18 protein-coding genes and 1 pseudogene are annotated in these 20,953 nt (G+C 39.8%); 7 read left to right on the top strand and 12 right to left on the bottom strand.

Annotation, left to right across the window (positions count from 1 at the left end):
• The first annotated feature begins 143 nt into the window (after positions 1 to 143).
• The 5 genes from proB (at position 144) to FJQ98_RS09710 (ending at position 5,800) form a co-directional block, all read left to right on the top strand.
• Positions 144 to 1,238, top strand: coding sequence for a glutamate 5-kinase (gene proB / locus FJQ98_RS09730; protein ID WP_053593640.1), 1,095 nt, complete (start codon positions 144 to 146; stop codon positions 1,236 to 1,238).
• A 12-nt stretch (positions 1,239 to 1,250) separates the two neighbouring features.
• The gene (locus tag FJQ98_RS09725; RefSeq protein ID WP_053593641.1) at positions 1,251 to 2,501 is read left to right on the top strand and encodes a glutamate-5-semialdehyde dehydrogenase; all 1,251 of its coding nucleotides are present in this window, start codon (positions 1,251 to 1,253) and stop codon (positions 2,499 to 2,501) included.
• A 231-nt stretch (positions 2,502 to 2,732) separates the two neighbouring features.
• Positions 2,733 to 3,611 (top strand): DMT family transporter, encoded by an 879-nt coding sequence (locus FJQ98_RS09720; protein WP_053593642.1) that lies wholly within the window; start codon positions 2,733 to 2,735, stop codon positions 3,609 to 3,611.
• A 755-nt stretch (positions 3,612 to 4,366) separates the two neighbouring features.
• Positions 4,367 to 5,341 (top strand): carbohydrate kinase family protein, encoded by a 975-nt coding sequence (locus FJQ98_RS09715; RefSeq protein WP_053593644.1) that lies wholly within the window; start codon positions 4,367 to 4,369, stop codon positions 5,339 to 5,341.
• 69 nt (positions 5,342 to 5,410) lie between these two features.
• Complete coding sequence (locus tag FJQ98_RS09710) at positions 5,411 to 5,800, top strand: RDD family protein (protein ID WP_053593645.1); 390 nt, start codon at positions 5,411 to 5,413, stop codon at positions 5,798 to 5,800.
• Positions 5,801 to 5,857: 57 nt separating this feature from the next.
• Here FJQ98_RS09710 and FJQ98_RS09705 read toward each other — a convergent pair.
• Together FJQ98_RS09705 and FJQ98_RS09700 are read right to left on the bottom strand one after the other, a co-directional pair.
• Positions 5,858 to 5,992 (bottom strand): annotated as a pseudogene (locus tag FJQ98_RS09705) (YitT family protein); the annotation flags it as partial.
• 51 nt (positions 5,993 to 6,043) lie between these two features.
• On the bottom strand, positions 6,044 to 6,484 hold the full coding sequence (locus tag FJQ98_RS09700) for a GNAT family N-acetyltransferase (protein WP_053593646.1): 441 nt from the start codon (positions 6,482 to 6,484) through the stop codon (positions 6,044 to 6,046).
• Positions 6,485 to 6,738: 254 nt separating this feature from the next.
• On the opposite strand from FJQ98_RS09700, the gene FJQ98_RS09695 reads away from it, so the two are divergent.
• Positions 6,739 to 7,191 (top strand): MarR family winged helix-turn-helix transcriptional regulator, encoded by a 453-nt coding sequence (locus FJQ98_RS09695; protein WP_053593647.1) that lies wholly within the window; start codon positions 6,739 to 6,741, stop codon positions 7,189 to 7,191.
• Positions 7,192 to 7,396: 205 nt separating this feature from the next.
• Entirely contained in the window at positions 7,397 to 9,034 is a 1,638-nt protein-coding gene (locus FJQ98_RS09690) for a PucR family transcriptional regulator (protein ID WP_053593648.1), read from the top strand.
• Here FJQ98_RS09690 and FJQ98_RS09685 read toward each other — a convergent pair.
• From FJQ98_RS09685 to FJQ98_RS09640, 10 genes are read right to left on the bottom strand one after another with little or no spacing between them, the layout of a single operon-like run.
• Complete coding sequence (locus FJQ98_RS09685; RefSeq protein WP_053593649.1) at positions 9,023 to 9,850, bottom strand: ABC transporter permease; 828 nt, start codon at positions 9,848 to 9,850, stop codon at positions 9,023 to 9,025. The two genes, FJQ98_RS09690 and FJQ98_RS09685, sit on opposite strands and share 12 nt — an antisense overlap.
• 12 nt (positions 9,851 to 9,862) lie before the next feature.
• Positions 9,863 to 10,804: an ABC transporter permease gene (locus FJQ98_RS09680; protein WP_053593650.1), complete on the bottom strand. Its 942-nt coding sequence runs from the start codon at positions 10,802 to 10,804 to the stop codon at positions 9,863 to 9,865.
• Between the two features lie 17 nt (positions 10,805 to 10,821).
• Entirely contained in the window at positions 10,822 to 12,369 is a 1,548-nt protein-coding gene (locus FJQ98_RS09675) for an ABC transporter substrate-binding protein (RefSeq protein WP_053593651.1), read from the bottom strand.
• A gap of 18 nt (positions 12,370 to 12,387) precedes the next feature.
• Positions 12,388 to 13,359: a P1 family peptidase gene (locus FJQ98_RS09670; RefSeq protein ID WP_053593652.1), complete on the bottom strand. Its 972-nt coding sequence runs from the start codon at positions 13,357 to 13,359 to the stop codon at positions 12,388 to 12,390.
• A gap of 37 nt (positions 13,360 to 13,396) precedes the next feature.
• Positions 13,397 to 14,374, bottom strand: coding sequence for an ABC transporter ATP-binding protein (locus tag FJQ98_RS09665; RefSeq protein WP_053593653.1), 978 nt, complete (start codon positions 14,372 to 14,374; stop codon positions 13,397 to 13,399).
• Positions 14,349 to 15,377 carry an ABC transporter ATP-binding protein gene (locus FJQ98_RS09660; protein WP_053593654.1) on the bottom strand — a complete coding sequence of 343 codons (1,029 nt, stop codon included), beginning with the start codon at positions 15,375 to 15,377 and terminating at the stop codon, positions 14,349 to 14,351. Before FJQ98_RS09660 ends, FJQ98_RS09665 begins: the two co-directional genes overlap by 26 nt.
• A 15-nt stretch (positions 15,378 to 15,392) precedes the next feature.
• Complete coding sequence (locus FJQ98_RS09655) at positions 15,393 to 16,847, bottom strand: aldehyde dehydrogenase family protein (RefSeq protein WP_201406685.1); 1,455 nt, start codon at positions 16,845 to 16,847, stop codon at positions 15,393 to 15,395.
• Between the two features lie 10 nt (positions 16,848 to 16,857).
• Positions 16,858 to 17,604: an SDR family NAD(P)-dependent oxidoreductase gene (locus tag FJQ98_RS09650; protein WP_053593656.1), complete on the bottom strand. Its 747-nt coding sequence runs from the start codon at positions 17,602 to 17,604 to the stop codon at positions 16,858 to 16,860.
• A 1-nt stretch (position 17,605) separates the two neighbouring features.
• The gene (locus FJQ98_RS09645; RefSeq protein WP_053593657.1) at positions 17,606 to 18,694 is read right to left on the bottom strand and encodes a tartrate dehydrogenase; all 1,089 of its coding nucleotides are present in this window, start codon (positions 18,692 to 18,694) and stop codon (positions 17,606 to 17,608) included.
• Positions 18,691 to 19,923 carry a M20 family metallopeptidase gene (locus FJQ98_RS09640; protein WP_053593658.1) on the bottom strand — a complete coding sequence of 411 codons (1,233 nt, stop codon included), beginning with the start codon at positions 19,921 to 19,923 and terminating at the stop codon, positions 18,691 to 18,693. Before FJQ98_RS09640 ends, FJQ98_RS09645 begins: the two co-directional genes overlap by 4 nt.
• Positions 19,924 to 20,953: the final 1,030 nt, after the last annotated feature.

Here is a 20,953-nt window from a genome sequence, read left to right as displayed (position 1 = left end):
TACCTGTCGCTACGCTTTCGGCACAAAAGACATCTACTGAAAGAAGTTAAAGTCCGGCGGATGTCACTATAGTAGCGAAAATCTTAGCGGCTGCTAAAGTTTAAATTATAATGCAAGTGTAATGGTGAATTGGAGGTATTGCTATGGAAAGAAAAAGAATCGTCGTCAAAATTGGGAGTAGCTCCTTAACAAATGCAAAAGGTGAAATTGATAAAATACGTTTAATGGATCATGTTCAAGCGATAGCTGAATTAAAAAAGTATGGTCATGAAGTAGTGCTTGTTTCATCAGGCGCAGTTGCAGCAGGTTTTAAACAACTAGGCTACCCTTCTCGTCCTGTCACAGTAAAAGGTAAACAGGCTGCTGCAGCAGTTGGGCAAAGTTTGCTAATTCAAACCTACAATGCTTTATTTAGCATTTATGATATTGTACCTGCTCAGATTTTATTAACACGCACTGATTTTTCAAAAAAAGAACGCTATAAAAATGCATATGCCACATTTGAGGAATTATTAGATCGCTCCATGCTACCTATCATTAACGAAAACGATACAGTATCTGTCAGCGAATTAACCTTTGGAGATAACGATATGTTATCGGCACTTGTAAGTGGTCTTGTTCATGCTGATCAACTCATTATCCTAACAGACATCAATGGGTTGTATAACGCCAATCCAAATAAAAACCCACATGCCAAACGCATCGATCGTTTAACAGAGGTATCTGATGAAATGCTAGGTTTTGCAGACGGTACAGGCTCTAAGGTCGGTACAGGTGGTATGGAATCCAAATTACTGGCAGCTCGAGCAGCTTTAAATGCGGGCGTCAAAGTGTTTATCGGAACTGGTCACGGCGCGAATAAACTTGTCAACATAGTGGAAGGACGTGGTGATGGTACGTATGTTGAGCATGAGGCGCTTGCTGTTTTAACAAATAATAAACAGTGGATTGCACTCACGGAAGTATCTGGTAAAATTTTTATAGATAGTGGCGCTGAACATGCGCTATTGGCAAACGGGAAAAGCCTATTACCTGCTGGTGTATACCGTGTCGAAGGTGATTTCGCAAATGGCGACGTTGTTGAGGTATATAGTGACAAGGGACTGCTTGGACGTGGTGAGGTCTTATATTCTTCCCTTGAGTTAGCACACGCGATGGGAAAACGTACAGATGAGTTAGCGAACTATCCAATTGAGGTAATTCACCGAGATAAATGGCTAAAAATTCAAACAAATTAAGGAGGAATTTACATGACAAGTGAAGTTCAACAAAAAGGAAAGTTGGCAAAAGCCGCAAGCTATATTTTAAATATTAAAACAACTTGCGAAAAAAATGAGGCTCTCACAAAAATTGCTGAGCAGTTACTAATCGACCAAGATACTATCATTGCTGAAAATGCAAAGGATTTAGTAAATGGCGAGAAACAAGGAATGCCTGCTTCTACACTTGATCGAATCATGCTAAATAAAGAACGAGTAGAAGCTATGTCAAATGCCATTCAGTTACTTGTAGAATTAAATGATCCAGTCGGCAATCTCTTAGAGCGAATAGAAAAAGATAATGGTTTACTGATAGAAAAACGTCTGGTCCCTCTTGGCGTTATCGGGATGATTTACGAGGCGCGCCCTAATGTAACAGTGGATGCGGCAACATTATCATTGAAAACAGGCAATGCTGTCATTTTACGTGGTAGCTCTTCTGCCAAATTTTCTAATATGGCCCTTGTGGCAAGTATTCATCGTGCACTTAGAAAAACGTCTATCCCTATGGACGCTGTACAATTAATCGAGGATACAAATCGTGAAACTGTCAAAGAATTATTCCATTTAAAAGAATACTTAGATGTTTTGATTCCTCGTGGAGGAAAGGCACTTATTGACTTAGTAGTAAATGAGGCCACTGTACCAGTGTTAGAAACAGGTGCTGGCAACTGTCATATTTACGTAGACCAAACTGCCGATTACATAAAAGCAGAAAAAATTTGTATCAATGCGAAAACACAACGCCCTTCTGTTTGTAATGCAGCAGAAAGCTTACTTATTCATTCCGATTGGTTTAATGAGCATGGTAAACAGTTATTAAGTGCCATCCATCAAGCAGGTGTCACAATTATCGGTGATGAAATCGTTTGTCAAGCTCTTGATTTCGCTCATCCAGCAACAACAGAAGACTATGCAACTGAATATTTAGATTTAAAAATAAGCGTTAATATTGTGGAAAACGTTTATGAAGCAATCGAGCACATTAATAAATACGGTACAAACCACTCTGAAGCCATCATGACGGAGGATCAGTTAGTAGCGGATACTTTCTTAAATAGCGTGGATGCTGCAGCTGTCTATCATAACGCCTCTACTCGTTTCACAGACGGCTTTGAATTTGGCTATGGTGCAGAAATCGGCATTAGTACGCAAAAATTACATGCTCGTGGGCCAATGGGATTACCTGCGTTAACATCTACAAAGTATTACATTCACGGTAACGGACAAATCCGAGAATAATTGTAGAACTATTAATGAAAAGCCGGCAGTTGACATACGCTGTCGGCTTTCTTTGCTTATTTTTTGCACTTTGGGATTGAAAGATTTGTAGAGGAGCTAGGGCAGATTCTACTCCTAGCCGAGCAGTTCTGACCTCTACCTGGCCAAAGAACTTTGATAACGGAGCGGAAAAACGTTAATTCTCTTCTATTTTCACAAGCGTCAAACATTATAAAGGAAAGAAGGTTTTGTATGAACATTTCAGCAATTATAAAACTAACTGTTTCAATGGCCCTTTTTGGCTCCATTGGATTTTTTACCGTTCATACTGGCGTTCCTGCTACCGAGCTAGTTTTTGTCAGATGTATTTGCGCTACCCTCTTTCTAGGAGGGATGTGGCTCGTTACAAGTGGTCATAAAACGGAGAAATGGGATAAAAAAGAAATAGTACGTACACTTATTTGTGGTGTTTTTATCGTCTTAAACTGGGTATTTTTATTTAAAGCCTTTGAAGAAATGTCGATTTCTATTGCCATTTCTATCTATAATTTAGCACCAATATTCGTATTAATTTTTGGCGCATTGTTTTTAAAAGAAAAGATGACTATCCAAGCATTGCTAGCAACATTAACTTGTTTTATTGGCAGTATGTTCATTATCGGCTTAAATAATTTTTTGTCACTCTCTGAATTTATGAAATCAGGCTTTATTTGGGCGTTACTGTCTGCGTTATTTTACGCGTTTACGATGCTAACAAGTAAAACCATCACAAAACTTAGCTCCTACGCATTAACATTCATCCAAACAGCAGTCGGAATTGTCATACTATTCCCGTTTGTTGATTTTTCACTGTTTGAAGGCTTAACGACAACGAACTGGCTTTATATTTTAGGAACAGGCTTTATTCATACAGGCTTTGTTTACTATTTATTTTTTGATAGTATTCGTAGTCTCTCTACAATTCTAGTTTCTGTTTTAGTATTTATTGACCCGGTTGTGGCTATATTACTTGATATGCTGTTGCTTGATTTTATGCCGAGCTTCATGCAAACAGTTGGTATTGCATTAATTTTTGGCGGCATTTTTTACACAATTTACGTACCAAAGAAAAGGCGTTTGTCTCAGGTTTAGTTTTTATCTATCTTCATTCAGCGGATGTTTTTTGTAGCGAAAGCGATGCGTCAGTTACAGATTTTTTTTGTAACGTAAGTGAAACGTCAGTTACAGATTTTTTTGTAACGTAAGTGAAACGTCAGTTACAGAAGACTCCCACCTTTAAAGGTGAAGAGATGAATGCGGGTGTGCTTCCTTTTCAGTGGATATCCAAACACATACTGAAATAGAGGAACTCAGTCTAAGAACGCCAAGGGCAAGGTGATAGAAAGGTCGAACAGTACGACGAATAGAAATGAAGGCGACGGAACCGACTGGCAGTACGACGGATACAAAGCGCATAGTGACGGAAAGGTCGAACAGTACGACGGATAGAAATGAAGACGACGGAACCGACTGGCAGTACGACGGATACAAAGTGCAAAGCGACGGAAAGGTCGAACAGTACGACGGATAGAAATGAAGGCGACGGAACCGACTGGCAGTACGACGGATACAAAGTGCAAAGCGACGGAAAGGTCGAACAGAGCGACGGATAGAAATGAAGGCGACGGAACCGGCTGGCAGTACGACGGATACAAAGCGCATAGTGACGGAAAGGTCGAACAGTACGACGGATAGAAATGAAGGCGACGGAACCGACTGGCAGTACGACGGATACAAAGTGCAAAGCGACGGAAAGCCACGCCCTGTGGCAATTCTTCTGTGCGAAAGCAAAGCGTCAGCAACAATTACGCCAAGGCGGAATTAATTGATATAGAGGAGGGTTTTTCGTGAATAAACTTTATGCAATTGGTGAATTATTAATTGATTTTACGCCTACTGAGCAAAATACCTCCCTTGCTACAGTAGAGCTATTTACTAAAAATGCTGGTGGGGCCCCTGCCAATGTTGCTGCTGTTTGTGCAAAACTTGGGCAACGAGCAGCTCTCATCACACAGGTAGGTCAAGATGCTTTTGGAGATTTTCTTGTAGAAACGTTAAAAAAGGCTGATGTTGATACGAACTATATCGTTCAAACTGTTGAGGGTGAAACAAGTTTAGCCTTCGTTTCCTTGACAAATGACGGAGGCCGTGACTTCTTATTTTATCGTCGTCACGCAGCAGATTTGCTTTACAACAAAGAACAACTTCCGCCCAATATATTAACAGGTAAAGATATTCTTCATTTTTGTTCAGTTAATTTAGTGGAAAGCCCAATGAAACATGCACATGTGTCCTTGATAGAACAGGCTCATCAGGCTGGTAGTCTTGTTTCATTTGATCCCAATGTTCGATTGCCATTATGGAATGATGAGAAGGCATGTCGTCAAACTATTTTAGAATTTTTACCAAAGGCCCACATTGTTAAATTATCTGAGGAGGAGCTTTTATTTTTAACGGCTATGGAGGACGAAGAAATAGCAGTCCAAACATTATTTCAAGGGAAAGTACAAGTACTCATAATTACTCGGGGAGCAGAAGGTGCAAGTCTTTACACTAACAAGCTTCATGTCAAAGTGCCAGCTGACGAGGTCCATGCAATTGATACAACTGGAGCGGGCGATGCTTTTATTGGAGGAGTGTTAAGTATTTTCCTTAGCAAGCAGATTACAGCGATAAACTTAGTCGACTTTTGTAAGCAGTACGCTATCCCCCTCCTTACATTCGCGAATCGCTATGCAGGAGCTTCAACAGAAAAACATGGTGCCATTGCATCTTATCTTGCCAAGCATGAACTGTCATTTAAAAATGACATGATCTTTTGAATATATTGGAACTTATTCTGTTGTCATTCGTATTAGGTAGAGACAAGTTAAATAAGAGGAGGAGCTCTAGTGAAATCTATTACAAAAAAACGAACAAAAGCATTTCTCATTGATTTGGCAATTTCAACGGCTGTCACAGCTGGTGTAGAATATGTCTTGCGAAAAAAAGTGAAAAACGAGGCGATTCATGCCATTGTCACACCAACAGTCGTGATGTGGTCACTTGAATTTGCACAATTACGTAAAAAAGGGCAAACAGTTGGCTACAAAAAAATGGGACTCGAACTTGCAAATGAAAATGGGTCAGAGCTAACTTCCCCTCAAATTATCAAGCGCATGGCTTACCGAGACACAATTAGTACATTCGATTACTTGAAAAATCCAAAAGCATTTGAACAACAAAATGGACAACTTCTTCCTCACGACAGCTTCTCAGGTACTGTTGTAAAAGAAGTCTAGAAAAATAGAGCTGCTCAAATATAATTTTGGGCAGCTTGTTTTAATATATAGGGAATAAATTATTGCGTTGTGAAGGAAGAAAATATCGAAGAAGGACGTCATGATTTCCCAGCTGCCTACTGTTAAACCAACCTTCTTCGATAAACCAACTAGTAATGCGTCGAACGGAGATGTACCAAGCTTAGATTGCATCAGATGCCGCTAAAGTATAGTGTATATTTCCATTTCTGCTACCTGTACATACTACTCCCTATTCAATTGCTTTTTCATTAAAATATGTGGGATTCCACAATCCATAAACTCTTCTCCTGCACGTTTATAGCCTAATTTTTCATAAAAGCCCTCTGCATAGGATTGCGCATTTAATTTAGATTTTGTTAAACCTTTTTCAAGTGCTATTTCCTCTAGACCTTGGATTATGACTTTACCTAATCCAAATTTACGGAATTCTATTAATATACATATACGCTCTAGTTTGCCGTAACCATCAACAACTCGCAGTCTGCCAGTGCCAACGGGTTGTTCGTTATAGTACACAAAAATATGATCACATGCTGCATCTAGTGTGTCGAATTCATCATATTCTTCTTCCTTTGGAACCTTTTGCTCCTCTATAAACACTTTTTGACGAATGGCAAATGCTGTTTGTAAATCCTGTTCATCTGTTATTTTTTTCGTGTTCATCTTTATATTCCTCCTCGTTTTTTGCTGTTAGGAGCGTACTCTCCGTTGATAGAACTTTGTTTTCCGTCGGTGAGCCGTATGCTTCGCCGCTAAAACTGCTTTTTCCGCTGCTATAACCGTCCTCTTCACCGCTAGACCTGCTTTGCAAAAGAACCCCCACTGTAGATATGAAGTGAAATTTCCTTGCATGGATGATAATATATAGTATAGAGTATTTTTTATTGCAAATACAATAAATTTTTCGGAGGCAATCAATGAAGGAAATTTTGCGAGATATTGGTGCGATTGCGCGGGCACTTGATTCCATTAGTAATATCGAGTTTAAAGAACTTGATTTAACAAAGGGTCAGTATTTGTATGTCACTCGCATCTGCGAAAACCCTGGCATTATTCAGGAAAAGGTTGCTGAACTATTAAAGGTAGATCGCACAACTGCCTCCCGAGCGATTCAAAAGTTGGAGATAAAAGGCTTTATAGAAAAACGAAATGAAGTTGGTAACAAGAAAAACAAACAGCTTTTCCCAACTGACAAAAGTTTAAAAATTTACCCGTTTTTAAAGAGAGAAGGAGAATATTCGAATGCTAGAGCACTAGATGGTTTTTCTCCTGAAGAAATTGACAATGTTCACAACTTATTAATTCGTATTCGTCAAAACATTGAAATTGATTGGGAATATGTAAAAAAAGGTCATAAACGAAATTATTAAAGGCGATTCCTTGCGCTTCTGAGCATTTGGAATCGCCTTTCTTTGCGAAGAATACCTTTTTATCTCTTCACGCCATACATCCGTCCGCCTCTATCCCGGGGAACCCTTATTCACCAAATTTACTCTATTATTCTAGTTAATGTTGAAAATTTCTGACTAATCTAACATAATTATTAAAGTACATACGAAAGGTAGGTGCTTATTTATGTCGAAACATCCTCTACTTGTACGTGATGTATTAAAGCGAAAGCATTTTGAATCTGCCAAGCTAATCGCTGGACAACAAGGTCTAAATCGACAAGTACTATGGACACATATTTTAGAAATAAAAGATTTTGATACTTTAATAAATGGCGGTGAGCTCATATTAACAACCGGTGTAGGTTTACAGTTAGAGCGTGAAACACAAATTGCTTACTTGGAAAACCTTATTCGTAACGGTGCTGCAGCTCTTTGTATTGAGATTGGTGATTATTTTAATTATGTTCCTGCAGAACTAGTTGCAATGGCTAATGCTCATGATTTTCCTATCATCATTTTTGAAGAGGTTGTAAGATTTATCGATATTACGCAGGATCTACATACTTACATTATTAATCAGCATCAGCAAGCATTAACACAGCTTGATACGATATCAAGGACTTTTATGGAATTGTCGTTAATGCCAAATGGGATTTTAAAAATTTTACAGGTGCTTCATCAAGATACAGATGCATTATTTTTATTTGTCTCTGAAGATACAAAAAGCTTTTATTATCCAATAGAAGCCAAAAAGTATTTACATCTTATGGAGGACCACTGTCAGCAACTAGAATTACACGAACCCATTCAACTAATGTCCATTGATAAAGATCATTTCGTCATCATTCCTGTCAATGGACTTGGACAAGTATGGGGCTATTTATGTATGCGTTCTGCACTGCCGAAGCCAAGTGATTATACATTGTTAAACCTTGAACGTGCAACGATGTCTATTGCCCAAATATTAATGCGTAATCGAATGCTACAGGAACGGCAGCAAAGTCGTGAGGATGAATTTATCCTCGCCTTAATACAAGGAGAACCGATTGATCTTCAGTATTATCAAAGTTATTTGCCGATGGAAAGTCGCAACTTATTTTATCGCGTAGTCGTATTTAATATGCTTGATTATGCCAATACCTTTTCAGAGGAAGACTGGCAAGAAATACAGCTACAAAATGTCATGTTTGTTCGCTCCATTATAAAAAAACTTGGCTTTTTCCCTACCGTGTCGGTTCGACAGCATGAAATTATTATCCTTGCATTTTACATTGCTGCAGATGATATGGAGGAAAATCGCGACTCTTTTAATCAAGCTATACAGCAGATTGTTGCTCGAAAAACACCACAGCTTTTCGAGCAAATAACCCTTACCTTTGGTATTAGCAATGTTTATCAATCCATTAACAGCGTACAGCAAGGCTATAAAGAGGCAAAAACAACCATTCAAATGCAACACAATGAACTTGCTTCTTCTATTTACTACAAGGATTTAGGTGTTTACAGATTGTTATTACATCAGGATCATGTTGCCCTTTTGCAATACGTTAAAGATTATTTACAAGAAATACTGTTGATTGATCAAAAGAACGGTAATGACCTTTATCAAACGCTCTGTGTTTATTTAGCATGTAATGGTGCCAAGAATGATACAGCTGAACAACTATTTATTGTCCGTCAAACACTCTATAAGCGAATTGAACGACTAGAAAATATTTTAGGAGCTGATTTTTTACAGGCCCCTCACCGCCTCAATATAGAAATAGCGGTGAAGGCCTATGAATTATTGAAAAAAACAGCACCTGATATTTTACGCTTTTGAACGTGGATCCATAAAATCGCGTAATGCATTGCTAAGCATATACAAACCTAATACAAGTACTGTAATGGCCCCACCTGGTGCATAAGTGTACCAAGGGGCTCCAACTAAATAAGCTTGTGAATCTTTTAACATTCGTCCCCAACTAGGGTTTGGTGGCTGCACTCCAAGCCCTAAATAACTCAGTGCCGCCTCCGCAAGCATCGCAGTTGCAAAGGTTACAGTTGCGGCGACGATAATCTGCGATGAAATATTGGGTAATATATGGCGAAACATTATGCTATAAGGTTTTGCGCCGATTAACTTTGCTGCTAAGACATATTCAGTGTCACGATGTTGGACGAATCCACTACGCGCAATTCTAGCAATGGCCGGTATAGCAATAATGCCTAATGCAATAGCAGTATTAACAATCCCTGGCCCAAATACCGCAACGAGCATTAAAGCTAATATAATTCCTGGAAAGGCCATTAATGCATCCATCATACGCATAAAAATTTCATCGATCCAGCCTCCTACATACCCCGCTATCCCCCCAATTAAAATACCAAAAATTGTTCCGATAAATACCGTTAGTAGTCCGACTGTAAAGGCCGTTTGTGTCCCTTTCATAATACGGCTAAAAATATCACGACCAAATTCATCCGTACCAAAAAGATAATCACTACTTGGGCTACGTAATTTTTGAGGTATATTCATCGAGTTCACATCATGCGGTGTATAAAAAAAGCTGATAATCATTACGATTAGAAAACCGACAATGACTAGTAGACCAATGATTAAATTGATATTTTTCATGTACCTTTGTATATTTTTCATCGTATCCACCTTTCATCGTAATCGGATTCTAGGATCTAACACAGAATATAAAATATCGACCATAAAATTGATCATGACCACCGCAACAGTAATATACATCACGATTCCCTGTACTAATGGAAAATCACGATTACTTATAGCCGTGATGAGGAGTTGACCGACACCCGGTAGCGAAAATACTTGCTCCACAATAATCGTTCCAGCAACAACTTCAGCCATGATCAATCCAAATACCGTTAATATTGGAATCATCGAATTTTTTAAGACATGCTTATACATAACATTTTGCTCAGACATCCCTTTACTGCGAATCGTACGCACATAATCGAGCTGAACTTGCTCTAAAATGGCTGTACGAACATAACGAAAATTGACCGCAATTTGCGGAATCGCAATTGTTAATGCTGGGAGAATGAGCGTACTTAGCGCTCCTGCTACACTTTGCGTCCACGGAATATACCCACTTATTTTAAAGAAGCTGAACTGCATGCCAATATATAAAATGAGTATCATGCCAAGCCAGAAAGAAGGAATGGCCATGCCAACTTGCGTCACTGTCGACAGCGACACATCACTGAGCTTATTTTGTCTTCTCGCCGCAAACATCCCTAATGGTAAGGAAATGATTAACACCATTAAGAGGGTGAGCCCAGCCAATGACATCGTGACAGGAAGTCTGTCAAATAATAATTCTTTTACTGGCATTGAAAAACGAATGGAATTTCCTAATTCCCCTGTCAATAATCCCTTCATCCAATCCATATATTGCTCATAAAGGGGGCGATTCAAGCCAAGCTCTGATCGCAAATTTTCAATTTGTGTGGGATCCGCTTCGGTGCCTAACATTGTCCGAACCGGATCACCAGGTAAAATTTGAAAAACACCGAATGTAATCATCGAAACTAGAAGGATGGTTGTTATTAACAGGATGAACCGACGTATAATATACATCATCAAGCACTCATCCCTTTCTAGTTAGAAATTTTAACCTCAGACATATCATGGAACCAGAATGGATAACTCTTTAATCCAGCAATTTGCTTTTTAGAGCCCCAAACAATTTGATAATCTGCGATGTATACCGCTGCTGCCTGCTCAGCTAAAATTTCCTGTGCACGATGGTAATAGTCAATTTGTTTTGCCTGATCTCTTTCCTTTAAAACGTCTGCCATAATTTTGTCGTATTCATCATTTTTAAATTTGAAAAAGTTTTCACTATCATTCGTTGAAATGTAATCATTTAAAATTTCATAGGCAGATGCACGACCTGTTAAATCGATCGTTGTCATTTGATAGTCGCGTCCAAAGTAAACTCGGTCTAGCCAAATGCCCCATTCTACAACCTCAATTTCCACATCAATACCGATTTCCTTTAAATTAGCCGCTACGATTTGCGCGATATTTGAATACATATCATTATGCGAAGACACTGTAATTTTTGTTTTAAAGCCATTTGGATAGCCCGCTCCTGCTAATAATGCTTTGGCTTTTTCCACATCACGCTTATACATATTTTCTAAGCCTTTCTTTTGATAGTCCCCCATCGCCGGACTCATATTTGAACCAAGTGGTACAGCATAGCCTGCAAACACTGAGTCAATAATATCGGACTTACTAACCGCGTAGTTAATGGCTTGACGCACCTTTACATTATCAAAAGGTGCTTTCGTTTCATTAAATGTAACGATTAATGATGAGTTATTATTTTGATGAGATAAGTTATAGTTATCTCCTACTTCACTTACGCGCTGCCAAGGTACACTCGTTAAATCGACTTCATTGGCCATTAAACTCATAATCGCTGCTTGATCATCCGATTGGAAGGTAAACGTTACTTTGTTCAAGTATGGTAACCCTTCCTTCCAGTAGTGTTCATTTTTCTTCAATTCTAAATTAGTACCTGGAGAGTATTTTACATAAGCAAACGGTCCCGTACCTATCGGGTTTTCATTATGCTTTCCATCATTGCTTTTTGGTAAGATAGCTGATTGTCGAGCAGTTAATGAATATAAGAAGTTAGAGTTCGGCTCTTTTAGCTTGATCACAAATGTATTAGCATCTGGTGCTTCTGTTGAGGCAACATTATCAAAGCTGTTTGACATCTTTTCACCACCGTTTTTCCCCATTAAACGATCAAATGAATACTGAATATCCTCAACAGTTAAATCCTCACCATTATGAAATTTCACTCCCGGACGAATATTGAATGTGTATGTTAAACCATCTTCAGATATTGCATAGCTTTCGGCTAACCCTTCTATTAAAGTTCCATCTGTTTCCGGTGCCATTAGTCCTTCAAAAATATTAAGAATCATTTGGTACGAAATAGATGCTGTTGCCTTATGTGGATCTAAAAAATCTGGATCATCATTAACACGGACTACGATGTCTTGAGGTAAATCTGCTACTGACTTTCCACCAGAACTTGCATCTTTTCCGTCATCATTTGAACAGGCACTTATTAGTAAACCTACTATCAATATCAACAACAGTATCAACCAATTGTTCTTCAGCCTCATGTCATTTCCCCCTATCCCCTATGTGCTCATTATTTGAATGCTTTTAAAGCTTTCTACTTCATCTAATTTATCAGCAGCTTTAATGCCAGCAATGATCGCTACCTCCATAGCTCTCGTAGCCAAATGGCCCAAATAGTCAACTGGATATGTTTTATCTCCTGTACCTAGCACGAAAATCGTATCTCCATCCAGCATTGTGTGAACAGGATAAATCGTCCGTGCGAGAGCATTTTGTGTAAGCTGAGCTATTTTTTTCGCCTCTGCTTTTGTCAGCCTGGCATTCACTGCAATGACACCGATTGTCGTATTCGTACCAGACAATGCTTCCGATTGCACATACTCTTCTAAATAAGCACAGCAATCAATCCATTCCCCTGTTTTCGGATTCCTTGCACCTGCTAGTGTTTCTCTTGTATTAGGATCTTTTACATCCCCAACAGCGTTGACAGCCACAATGGCGCCAACAACAACACCCTCTTTGCCAGCTATAGAGGCACTACCTAGCCCCCCTTTCATACAAAATTGAGGACCTGCCAATTTACCTATCGTCGCACCATAACCGGCTCCTGTATTACCATTTGCAAATGGACCAATAACCGCACTCTTAGCTGCTTCATAGCCCATTCGAGCAGTAGGTCTTGTCTTTGGATCACCGATAAATAGATCGAACAGTACAGCACTAGGAACAATTGGAATGGTAGCAACACCTGCATCCACACCAATACCCTGCTCCTCTAAAAATTGCATGACTCCTGTCGCAGCATCCAATCCGAATGCACTTCCTCCGGACAAGCAAATCCCATGTACATGATTAATTTCGTTAATAGGATCAAGTGCATCAGTCTCTCGAGTGCCTGGTGCAGAACCTCTTACATCGACACCGCAAACTGCACCATTTTCCACTAAAATCGCTGTACAGCCAGTAATTCCTTCACTATTTTCTGCATGCCCAACCTTAACTCCAGGCACATCTGTAATATTTCCAAACATAATACACACCTCACTCTACGAAAACAAAATTTTCAGTTTACTTATCATATAAAAAGCACGCTACCCGTTGTTGTATATTTTCTTCCTGAAGCACAGGTCGCTCCTGATGACATCTTTCCATCACATATGGACAACGTGTATGAAACACACAACCTACAGGAGGATTCATAGGGCTTGGCAATTCTCCCTGTAACGATATTTCTTGTTTCGGTTTATCAAAATTGATAATTGGAATGGCTGATAGCAATGCCTGCGTATATGGATGCAGAGGATTCGCATATAATTCTTTCTTTGCGCCAATTTCCACTACCCTCCCTAAATACAAGACAGCCACTCGATCGCTAATATGTTTCACAACGCTTAAATCATGTGAAATAAATAAATAGGTCAAATGAAATTCATCCTGTAAATCCATCATTAAGTTCAAGACCTGTGACTGCACCGAAACATCTAGTGCAGACACAGGCTCATCTGCAATAATGAACTCTGGATGAATAGCAAGCGCCCGCGCAATCCCGATTCGTTGTCTTTGGCCGCCGGAAAATTCATGCGGGAACTTTTGCATAGCATCTTCTGGTAAACCAACCTTTTGTAAAAGCTCCTTTACACGTTCTTTGCGTTGCTCTTTCGTTAATGTTAATTGTAGCTTCATCGGCTCTTCGATAATGGCACCTATTCGCATACGAGGATTGAGTGATGCAAAAGGATCCTGAAAAATCATTTGCATTTGATTACGATAGGTTTGCAGCTTACTTCCCTTTAACTGCTGAATGGGCTGTCCTTTATAGAAAATTTCTCCCTCGGTCGGTTCAACGAGTTTTAAAATAGTTCGACCAAACGTCGATTTCCCTGAGCCGGATTCTCCAACGATACCAAGTGTCTCGCCACGGAAAATTTCAAGAGAAATATCATCGACTGCTTTAATGACCTTTTTCTCTTCCTTCATCGACTTACGTTTCACAGGAAAGTAGGCTTTTAAATGATTAATTTCAAGCAAAACTTCTTTCTTCGTCATAATCAAGCGCCCCCTTCTCCGTGAATAAATGACAGCGCACTTTATGCTCGTCTTGAATATGGATTACCTCAGGCTGCACCTCATGGCATCGTTCCATCGCAAATGGACAGCGTGGTGCAAAGCGACAGCCCTCTGGTAACGCATAAGCTGGTGGAACAGTGCCTGGGATTGACGGCAACCTTTTAACATCTGCGTCTAGATTAGGCATTGTTTTTAAAAGAGCAGATGTATACGGATGCTTTGGATTCATAAAAAGCTCTCGCACGGGTGCTTCTTCTACGATTTGTCCTGCATACATGACCATAACTCGGTCTGCCGTTTCCGCTACAACGCTCATATCATGCGTAATAAATAATATAGCCGAATGATGTTCTTCCTTCATCTTCATCATAAGCTTTAAAATTTGTGCTTGTACTGTTACATCAAGTGCCGTTGTCGGCTCATCAGCAATCAGCAACTGAGGGTTATTGGACATGGCAATCGCAATCATGACACGCTGACGCATACCACCTGATAATTGATGCGGATATTCAGCAATAACCTTTTCTGCATTGGCAATACCAACTTCTTTTAAGAGTTGTAGAGATTTCTCCCTCGCTTCTTTTTTTGAAATCCCTTGATGCCTACGAATTCCTTCCATCATTTGATTAGCGATTGTAAAAACTGGATCTAATGATGTCATCGGCTCTTGAAAAATCATACTAATTTCCTTGCCTCTTATATTGCTCATCTCTTTATTTTTATAGTCTAAGAGATTTTTACCATTCAATTTAATCGTACCAGCTGTAATTTCTCCTGGTGGTATGGGCAGTAACCGCATAATGGATAACGATGTAATACTTTTACCGCTTCCAGACTCACCTACAAGCGCAACCGTCTCTCCCTTACGAATGGCAAAGCTCACATCATCAACAACTTTCGCCTGCTGACCATTTTTTAAATGGAATTTTATTTTTAAATGATTTACCTCTAGGAGCACCTGATTTTCTTTTGACTGATCCATATGCATTCCTCCATCTCATATTTGATTTGGTGGTGCATAGCGTATTGCGATATTTTTCATTTGCGTATAATTTCTTAACGCCACAAAACCTTTTTCTCGACCAATACCGCTCTTTTTATAGCCACCAAACGGCATTTGAATTCCGCCTGCTGCTCCATAATTATTGATAAACACTTGTCCAGCCTGCACTCGACTTGCGACATAATGGGCAGTATCTATATCCTTTGACCACACACCTGCAACTAAACCGTAGTCTGTACTATTCGCTAAGGCAATTGCTTCCTCAACCGTCGTAAACGTCAATACAGTCAACACAGGTCCGAATATTTCCTCCTGTGCAAGTGCATCATTTGCTTCTACCCCTGCAAGTATTGTTGGTTCAACATAATAGCCCTTTTCATAGCCTTCAATCGTCAGTGTTTCACCACCAGTGACCACATAACCATCTTCCTTCGCCTTTTGCAGCAGTGTTGAAATCTTCGTATATTGTCGTTCATTTAGAAGTGGCCCCATATCAACGTCTGCCTCACCCGGACCAACTTTTAAAGCTTGGAATTTTTGCACTAATTGCGCGATAAAGGTCTCTTTCACACTTTCTTCAATAAGTAATCTGGCCCCTGCTGAGCATGTTTGTCCGGCATTCTGAATAATGGCACGTACAACTCCATCAAGTGCTTGCTCCATGTTGGCGTCCGCAAAAACAATATTTGGTGATTTCCCACCAAGCTCTAACGTTACAGGTACAACATTTTCAGCAGCTGACTTCATCACTGCAATGCCTGTTGGAACAGAGCCTGTGAACGTAATATGATTGATATCAGGATGAGATGTTAAATATGGCCCAACTTCACGACCTAAACCTGTAATATGCTGAAAAATACCTCTTGGCAATTTACCCGCAAACCATTCCGTTATGGCGTGTGTAGTTAATGGCGTATCCTCCGCACTTTTGACAATTACTGCATTGCCAGTAGCAATGGCAGCCGCTACACTTCTCGCAGTAATTTGAATAGGATAATTCCAAGGCACGATATGTACGGTAATTCCGACAGGCTCTAACACTACCGCATTTAAAATGCCGTCTTCAATGGGAATCGTGTCCCCCATTACTTTATCAGCAGCTCCCCATAAAAACTCAAAATAGCGAGCTGCTGCTTCAATATCTGCTCTCGCTTGTGTTAACGGCTTTCCAACATCACGACATTCTAATAAACTCCATTCCTCTGCATGCTTGCGTATATAGTGGGCAAATTCAACAAGTAGCTGTCCTCGTTCATAGGCCTTTATTTTCCGCCACTCTTCACTTTCAAACGCTACACGTGCAGCACGTACAGCCTTGTCGACATGAGTTTTACTTGCATTCGTAATTTGGGCAATGACTTCACCAGTAGAGGGGTTCATAACATCTAATAATGCCTCCATACTAGCGTGAACCCACTCTCCATTTATCAACATCGGAATTTTTTTCACCTTATCCCTCCTATAGTCCACGACCACCGTCTACATGTAATGTCGTTCCTGTAACCATACTCGCTGCATCAGAGAGTAAATAACTTACTGCTCCTGCAATGTCTGATGGATCTACTAAGCGTCCAAGGGGGACCGATTGAACAAAGACACTTTGCTTTGTTTGCTCGATGTCTGCTCCTTGTGCCGTAAATTGACTGAGCATCTGTGTATCAGCTGGCCCTGGGTGAATCGTGTTAACACGTAATTGAAACGGCGCTAGCTCAATAGCTAAACCACGTGTAAAGCTCTCTGCCGCCCCTTTAGAAGCAATATAAGCCTGCAAACCTGGGCGTGGACGTACAGCAGAAATGGATGCGATTGTTACAATGGAGCCCTTTTGCCGCTCTTTCATATAAGGAACGACTGCCTTTGTTGTAATAAATAAGCTTTTAACATTGACATCCATTAACCGATTCCACTCGTCCATCGATACTTGCTCAATTGGTGTTGCTGCCTGCGCTATACCAAGCGCATTGACAAGTCCATCAATCCGTCCATACTTGGCAAAAACCTGCTTGAATACTTCGTTCACATGCTCCTCTTGCAAGACATTGACTTCAAAGCATTGCAAGGCATCCTGCGCTAAATCGCTAAGAGAAGCTACTGATAAATCGAGCCCAACTACAATATTGCCCTTTGCAAGCTGCTCCTGAATAATGGCTTTTCCCATACCGCCGCCAGCACCTGTCACGATGATGACCTGTTGTTCTACTGCCATGCTATACACCCCTTGCCGCTAAATTCATTTTGATAATTTCCTGACAAATCGCATCACCCATTTGTGCTGTTGTCGCCTGTCCACCAATATCTGCGGTTTTCACGATCCCTTCTCGAAGAACCGTCTCAATCGCATGAACAATTAGCTCTTCTAAATCCGATCTCCCAATATGTCCAAGCAACAAAGCAAGTGACCAAATTTGTGCAATTGGGTTTGCTATACCCTTTCCTGCAATATCTGGTGCTGACCCATGCACAGGCTCAAACATAGACGGGAATGCCTTTTCTGGATTTAAATTAGCTGACGGTGACAACCCAAGACCACCAACAATGGCAGACCCTAAATCTGATAAAATATCTCCGAATAAATTGGAGGCAACAACAACCTGAAAATCTTGCGGTCGCTCCACGAAATAGGCTACTAAAGCGTCGATATAGATAGATTCTAGCTCTAGCGCTGTTGAGCTTTGCGCAAGAATTCTTCTAGTATGCTCATCCCAGAACTTCATTGAATGAATAATAGCATTCGATTTTGTCGCACTCGTAATTTTTGTTTTGCCATTTTTATAGGCATAATCACAGGCGGCTTGGACAATTTTTTCAATTCCGATACGTGTCATAATCGTGTTTTGAATGGTCATTTCCTGTGGTTGATTTTGATAAATTCGACCACCACTATCGGAATATTCCCCCTCCGCATTTTCCCGGAAGATAACAAAATCAATATCTCTTCCGTTGGCAAGCGGTGAGGCTATGCCAGGTAATGATTTAATCGGACGGAAATTAACATATTGCTGGAAGTTTTTTCGTATCGGCATAATTAATTCCCATACGGTAACGTCATCAGGAACACGAGCATCTCCAATAGCCCCGAATAATATCGCATCAAATTCTTTTAATATATCTAATGCATTGCATGGCATCATTCGGCCGTGCTTAAGGTAATAATCTGAGCTCCAAGGAAAAATGGTTGTTTCTATTTGTAAAGACGAATCGTGTTCCTGAAGAGAATTTAGTATCTTTAGTGCTTCTTCCATAACTTCCTTTCCGATGCCATCCCCTGGAATAATTGCGATTTTTGTGTGAGTCATTGTACATCACCTGCTAAAAACTTTAATGCTGCTAAACGGTAAATAGCTGTTGTTTCTGCTAATTCTTCGATATCAACATATTCGTCAATTTGGTGGGGCATATCACGATCACCAGCTCCAACGGTAACAATGGGTACTCCATGAACATGAAGGAACGTTCCATCTGTAGCCCCTGGGACACCGTTATATTTCGGCTCTTTTTCCGTTACCTCAGCGACTGCCTCATAAATGGCTTGTACAACAGGATCCTCCTTCGCAGTTGCTGTAGCAGGGCGATTGTCAAGCACTGTTAGCTCAACTTTAAAATCTGGATCATCTGCTTGCAGACGCTTGATAATTGCCTCGATTTTACCGAGAAGCTCATCATGATCCTGTGCAGGTACAGTACGAATATCAAGCGTCGTCATACAATGATCAGGAATCACATTGATTTGCGCATCCCCTTTTACGGGTGCTCGTAAAATCGTTGGTGTAATAGATGGCCAATTAAGCATCGGATCACGCCCTAAACGTGCTTGCTCTTCTTTTTCCAATTTTTCAAGCTCCACGATAAAGCGTGCCATTCGCCAGTTTGGGTTAATGCCGCTCCAAGAAATTGCACCGTGCGCCATTTTACCGAAAATATCTACTTTCAAGCGTATTGCCCCACGTTGTGCGATACATACATTATTTTCCTCTGGCTCACAGATAATCGCCCCATCCACATCATCTGCCCAGCCATTTTTTATAAAATGTTTAATACCTAGCATCAATCCTTCTTCATCACATGGAATACATAAAATAATCTTACCTGTAAATTCTTCCTGATCCAGTAACAACGACTGACAAGCTGTAATCATACACGCAAGATTTCCTTTTGTATCATTTGTGCCTCGGCCATACATTCGACCATCCATAATTTCTGCACCGAATGGATCGTACGTCCATGCTTCACGATTTCCTTCAGTAACGACATCTGTGTGTCCTTCAAAGAGGAGTGTTTTTCCTGGCCTACCCGAATCAATAATACCAATGACATTCGGCCTGCCTGGCACTACCTCCTCTATATGTGTTTCAATCCCGAGATCACGTAAATATTGAGCGACAAAATTCGCGACTTCTTGTTCATTGCCATTCGGATCATCTTCCCGATAAACGCTTTCTATACGCACTAGCTTTTGTGTAAGCTCAATAACTGCTTTTCGGTCACGTATATAAGATTCCGTTGTCTTTAAACTTGTTACTGTCATTTATAAGTCCTCCTTATTTTATAGAATATTCTGAATTCAAATAATTCTATCATTGTCCTATTAAACAAGTATTAGACAATTTGTTAATAATATATAGAATGCTATTAACTTTATGTTTAGTAGTAAAAAACTAGAAAACAACAAAATTATCTATCTTATGTTGTTTTTCGATAAAAAAAAGATTGGATCATTTTCATAATGTAGGGTTGATTTCCGTTCCGGCTGGGCCCGTCCGATCTCCACTACAATCAACTTATTCGCATGACTTAGGTTTTATCAACATGTCATCTCATTTTTCGGTGATAAAAAAATAAATAGCTTTTAGTTTTAAGCTGTTCTCGAAAAGATTGTTGCTATTCAACTGACGGAGCAGATTAGTGCAGCGAGGAAGTATGATAAAAAAATCAAACATACTATGCATTTAAGGTGATCAGGCTGGGACATAACTAAATGGTTCCTTCATAAAGCCGAATAATCTCTAAATTAACAAAACACGATAAATAGAAAAACCGAACTATCCAATGAAACACTTCATGAGCGTTTCATTGGATAGTTCGGTATTTTTGTTGGCTGAAACACTTTTGTCCCAGCCTCCTTATTTTTTTCTAATCAGTGTATCCCCAAGAGGGATTCCAACCACAACAACCAAAACCGTTAGAATTACTAGGGCTCTAAAAATAAAATACGCAACTTGATCGAACATCGTATCTCTCCTTCTTTTCTGAATAATCCCTACCTTATATTCCGTAATTACCCAATTCCTATTGAAGAGTCAAACTAAACTAATAATACACAAAATCATTTGTGCTTTATTAGTTTAGTTTACTTCATTACAACGTATGTATGCAGTCTTCACTTTTTATATTTTGCTATCTTCAACAATAGGGCGCGATTGTTTAATAAGCTTCGCTGTTCTTCTTAACTTATGAAGATCATTAAGTTGCATAGGCAGCTCTTTTTTTCTTTATTGAACTAATGAAGCATTTAGCTAAACAAGTTATAAAATGAAAAGAAAAAAATAATTAAAAAA

The organism is Lysinibacillus agricola, from assembly GCF_016638705.1.
Classification (GTDB): domain Bacteria; phylum Bacillota; class Bacilli; order Bacillales_A; family Planococcaceae; genus Lysinibacillus; species Lysinibacillus agricola.
Note: the sequence above shows the minus strand (reverse complement) of the source record. Positions and strands in the feature narration are given on the sequence as shown.

Excerpts from the sequence above, each read along its gene's own strand:
- proB (WP_053593640.1), top strand. The coding sequence starts at position 144 with ATGGAAAGAAAAAGAATCGTCGTCAAAATTGGGAGTAGCTCCTTAACA.
- FJQ98_RS09725 (WP_053593641.1), top strand. The coding sequence starts at position 1,251 with ATGACAAGTGAAGTTCAACAAAAAGGAAAGTTGGCAAAAGCCGCAAGC.
- FJQ98_RS09720 (WP_053593642.1), top strand. The coding sequence starts at position 2,733 with ATGAACATTTCAGCAATTATAAAACTAACTGTTTCAATGGCCCTTTTT.
- FJQ98_RS09700 (WP_053593646.1), bottom strand. The coding sequence starts at position 6,484 with ATGAACACGAAAAAAATAACAGATGAACAGGATTTACAAACAGCATTT.
- FJQ98_RS09695 (WP_053593647.1), top strand. The coding sequence starts at position 6,739 with ATGAAGGAAATTTTGCGAGATATTGGTGCGATTGCGCGGGCACTTGAT.
- FJQ98_RS09690 (WP_053593648.1), top strand. The coding sequence starts at position 7,397 with ATGTCGAAACATCCTCTACTTGTACGTGATGTATTAAAGCGAAAGCAT.
- FJQ98_RS09685 (WP_053593649.1), bottom strand. The coding sequence starts at position 9,850 with ATGAAAAATATACAAAGGTACATGAAAAATATCAATTTAATCATTGGT.
- FJQ98_RS09680 (WP_053593650.1), bottom strand. The coding sequence starts at position 10,804 with ATGATGTATATTATACGTCGGTTCATCCTGTTAATAACAACCATCCTT.
- FJQ98_RS09675 (WP_053593651.1), bottom strand. The coding sequence starts at position 12,369 with ATGAGGCTGAAGAACAATTGGTTGATACTGTTGTTGATATTGATAGTA.
- FJQ98_RS09670 (WP_053593652.1), bottom strand. The coding sequence starts at position 13,359 with ATGTTTGGAAATATTACAGATGTGCCTGGAGTTAAGGTTGGGCATGCA.
- FJQ98_RS09665 (WP_053593653.1), bottom strand. The coding sequence starts at position 14,374 with ATGACGAAGAAAGAAGTTTTGCTTGAAATTAATCATTTAAAAGCCTAC.
- FJQ98_RS09660 (WP_053593654.1), bottom strand. The coding sequence starts at position 15,377 with ATGGATCAGTCAAAAGAAAATCAGGTGCTCCTAGAGGTAAATCATTTA.
- FJQ98_RS09650 (WP_053593656.1), bottom strand. The coding sequence starts at position 17,604 with ATGGCAGTAGAACAACAGGTCATCATCGTGACAGGTGCTGGCGGCGGT.
- FJQ98_RS09645 (WP_053593657.1), bottom strand. The coding sequence starts at position 18,694 with ATGACTCACACAAAAATCGCAATTATTCCAGGGGATGGCATCGGAAAG.
- FJQ98_RS09640 (WP_053593658.1), bottom strand. The coding sequence starts at position 19,923 with ATGACAGTAACAAGTTTAAAGACAACGGAATCTTATATACGTGACCGA.